Consider the following 3508-nt stretch of genomic DNA (forward strand, 5'->3'; position numbering starts at 1 on the left):
GCACCCGGTCACCCCGGGTGCCCGCCGCCTGCCGCGTCCACGGGCCGGGCACCGGGGAACACCCGGGGCCAACCCTCGCTACCATGGGTTTTCCGGACCTGACCGGGGCCCCGGAACCTCCCCCTGACTCCGTACGGGGGGACCCCCGTGAGGAGCGCTCTTGCCAGACGAGGTCCAGCCACTCTCCGCCGCGCAGCCCGACCCGAAGGCCGGCCCGGCCGAGGTGGCCCCCGCCACGCCGCCCGCCGCGCCGAAGCCGGTGCCGCCGGTCAAGCCCGCGCCGCTGAAGCCCGCGCCGCTGAAGCCCGCGGGCTCCTCCAACCGGGTCCGCGCCCGCCTCGCCCGGCTGGGCGTCCAGCGCTCCAACCCGTACAACCCGGTCCTGGAACCGCTGCTCCGCATAGTCCGCAGCAACGACCCCAAGATCGAGACGGCCACCCTGCGCCAGATCGAGAAGGCGTACCAGGTCGCGGAGCGCTGGCACCGCGGCCAGAAGCGCAAGAGCGGGGACCCGTACATCACGCACCCGCTCGCGGTGACCACCATCCTGGCCGAGCTGGGCATGGACCCGGCCACCCTGATGGCGGGCCTGCTCCACGACACCGTCGAGGACACCGAGTACGGCCTGGAGCAGCTGCGCCGGGACTTCGGCGACGCCGTGGCCCTGCTCGTGGACGGGGTCACCAAGCTCGACAAGGTCAAGTTCGGCGAGGCCGCGCAGGCCGAGACCGTCCGCAAGATGGTCGTCGCCATGGCCAAGGACCCCCGGGTCCTCGTCATCAAGCTCGCGGACCGCCTGCACAACATGCGCACGATGCGTTACCTCAAGCGGGAGAAGCAGGAGAAGAAGGCCCGCGAGACCCTGGAGATCTACGCCCCGCTGGCGCACCGGCTGGGCATGAACACCATCAAGTGGGAGCTGGAGGACCTCGCCTTCGCGATCCTCTACCCCAAGATGTACGACGAGATCGTCCGCCTGGTCGCCGAGCGCGCCCCGAAGCGGGACGAGTACCTGGCCCTGGTCACCGACGAGGTCCAGACCGACCTGCGGGCGGCCCGCATCAAGGCCACCGTCACCGGGCGGCCGAAGCACTACTACAGCGTCTACCAGAAGATGATCGTGCGGGGCCGCGACTTCGCCGAGATCTACGACCTGGTGGGCATCCGCGTCCTGGTGGACACCGTCCGCGACTGCTACGCGGCCCTGGGCACCGTCCACGCCCGCTGGAACCCGGTTCCGGGGCGGTTCAAGGACTACATCGCGATGCCCAAGTTCAACATGTACCAGTCGCTGCACACGACGGTCATCGGACCCAACGGCAAGCCCGTCGAGCTCCAGATCCGCACCTTCGACATGCACCGGCGCGCCGAGTACGGCATCGCCGCGCACTGGAAGTACAAGCAGCAGACCGTCGCGGGCAGCTCCAAGGTCCGCACCGACGTCCCGCAGGCCGCCAAGGGCAGCGCCGGCCAGGACACCGTCAACGACATGGCCTGGCTGCGGCAGCTCCTGGACTGGCAGAAGGAGACGGAGGACCCGGGCGAGTTCCTCGACTCGCTGCGCTTCGACCTCTCCCGCAACGAGGTCTTCGTCTTCACGCCCAAGGGCGACGTGATCGCGCTGCCCGCCGGGGCCACCCCGGTGGACTTCGCCTTCGCCGTGCACACCGAGGTCGGCTACCGGACCATAGGGGCCCGGGTCAACGGCCGGCTGGTCCCGCTGGAGTCCACCCTGGACAACGGCGACCTGGTCGAGGTCTTCACCTCCAAGGCGGAGGGCGCCGGACCGTCCCGGGACTGGCTGGGCTTCGTCAAGTCCCCGCGGGCCCGGAACAAGATCCGCGCCTGGTTCTCCAAGGAGCGCCGGGACGAGGCCATCGAGCACGGCAAGGACGCCATCGCGCGGGCCATGCGCAAGCAGAACCTGCCGATCCAGCGGATCCTCACCGGCGACTCCCTGGTCACCCTCGCCCACGAGATGCGCTACCCCGACATCTCCTCTCTGTACGCCGCCATCGGCGAGGGACACGTCTCCGCGCAGGCCGTGGTCCAGAAGCTCGTCCAGGCCATGGGCGGGGAAGAGGCGGCCAACGAGGACATCGAGGAGAGCGTCCCGCCCTCGCGCGGCCGCACCAAGCGCCGCGCCAACGCCGACCCGGGCGTGGTGGTCAAGGGCGTCGAGGACGTCTGGGTGAAGCTGGCGCGCTGCTGCACCCCCGTGCCCGGCGACCCGATCATCGGGTTCGTCACCCGGGGCAGCGGCGTATCGGTCCACCGGGCCGACTGCGTCAACGTGGACTCGCTCTCGCAGCAGCCCGAGCGGATCCTGGAGGTCGAGTGGGCCCCCACCCAGTCCTCCGTGTTCCTCGTCGCCATACAGGTCGAGGCCCTGGACCGGTCCCGGCTGCTCTCCGACGTCACCCGGGTCCTGTCCGACCAGCACGTCAACATCCTGTCGGCGGCCGTCCAGACCTCCCGCGACCGGGTGGCCACCAGCCGGTTCACCTTCGAGATGGGCGACCCCAAGCACCTCGGTCACGTCCTCAAGGCCGTCCGGGGCGTGGAGGGCGTCTACGACGTCTACCGCGTCACCTCCGCCCGCCGGCCCTGACCACCCCCGCCCCGGCGGTCCCGACGCGGACCGCCGGGCCGGAGCGCCGCACGGCCGCACGGTCGGGCGGTCGGAGAGCCGAACCGGGGGAGTGCCCCCGCACGCGGAAGGGCCCCGGCGGCCCCTGGATTCCAGGGAGCCGCCGGGGCCCTTCCGCCGTCGCGCGAAGACCTCCGGGCGGGAGGATCAGCCGCCGAACTCCTCCAGGCCCTTCAGCGCTTGGTCGAGCAGGGCCTGCCGGCCCTCCAGCTCACGGGAGAGCTTGTCGGCCTTGGCGTCCTGCCCGGCCGCCCGGGCCGCCTCGATCTGCTTGCGCAGCTTGTCGACGGCGTCCTGGAGCTGACCGGTCAGACCGGCGGCGCGGGCCCGCGCCTCCGGGTTCGTCCGGCGCCACTCGTTCTCCTCGGCCTCCTGGATGGCCCGCTCCACGGCGTGCATCCGGCCCTCGACCTTGGGACGGGCGTCCCGCGGCACGTGCCCGATGGCCTCCCAGCGCTCGTTCACCGCGCGGAACGCGGCCCGAGCGGACTTGAGGTCCGTCACCGGAAGGATCTTCTCGGCCTCGTCGGCGAGCTCCTCCTTCAGCTTCAGGTTCTCCGACTGCTCGGCGTCCCGCTCGGCGAACACCTCGCCGCGCGCCGCGAAGAAGACGTCCTGCGCCCCGCGGAAGCGGTTCCACAGCTCGTCCTCGGACTCGCGCTGGGCGCGGCCCGCCGCCTTCCAGTCCGCCATCAGCTCGCGGTACCGGGCCGCCGTCGGACCCCAGTCGGTGGAGCGGGAGAGCGACTCGGCCTCGGTGACCAGCTTCTCCTTGACCTTGCGGGCGTCCTCGCGCTGCGCGTCCAGGGACGCGAAGTGCGCCTTGCGCCGCTTGGAGAAGGCCGACCGGGCGTGCGA

The 3508-nt window shown here is 71.6% G+C and carries 2 protein-coding genes; one reads left to right on the forward strand and one right to left on the reverse strand.

The genetic code is table 11. From position 1 onward, the window contains the following. Nucleotides 1–160 precede the first annotated feature (160 nt). Nucleotides 161–2611 (forward strand): RelA/SpoT family protein, encoded by a 2451-nt coding sequence (locus ABTZ17_RS36535; protein ID WP_352200132.1) that lies wholly within the window; start codon nt 161–163, stop codon nt 2609–2611. A 186-nt stretch (nt 2612–2797) separates the two neighbouring features. Here the strand turns inward: ABTZ17_RS36535 and ABTZ17_RS36540 are convergent. Continuing rightward, nucleotides 2798–3508 (reverse strand): DUF349 domain-containing protein (locus ABTZ17_RS36540; protein WP_352200133.1); only part of this gene is annotated, 711 nt, incomplete at its 5' end.

Origin of the sequence: Streptomyces sp. NPDC097619 (assembly GCF_040302735.1) — a bacterium.
Taxonomy (GTDB): Bacteria; Actinomycetota; Actinomycetes; order Streptomycetales; family Streptomycetaceae; genus Streptomyces.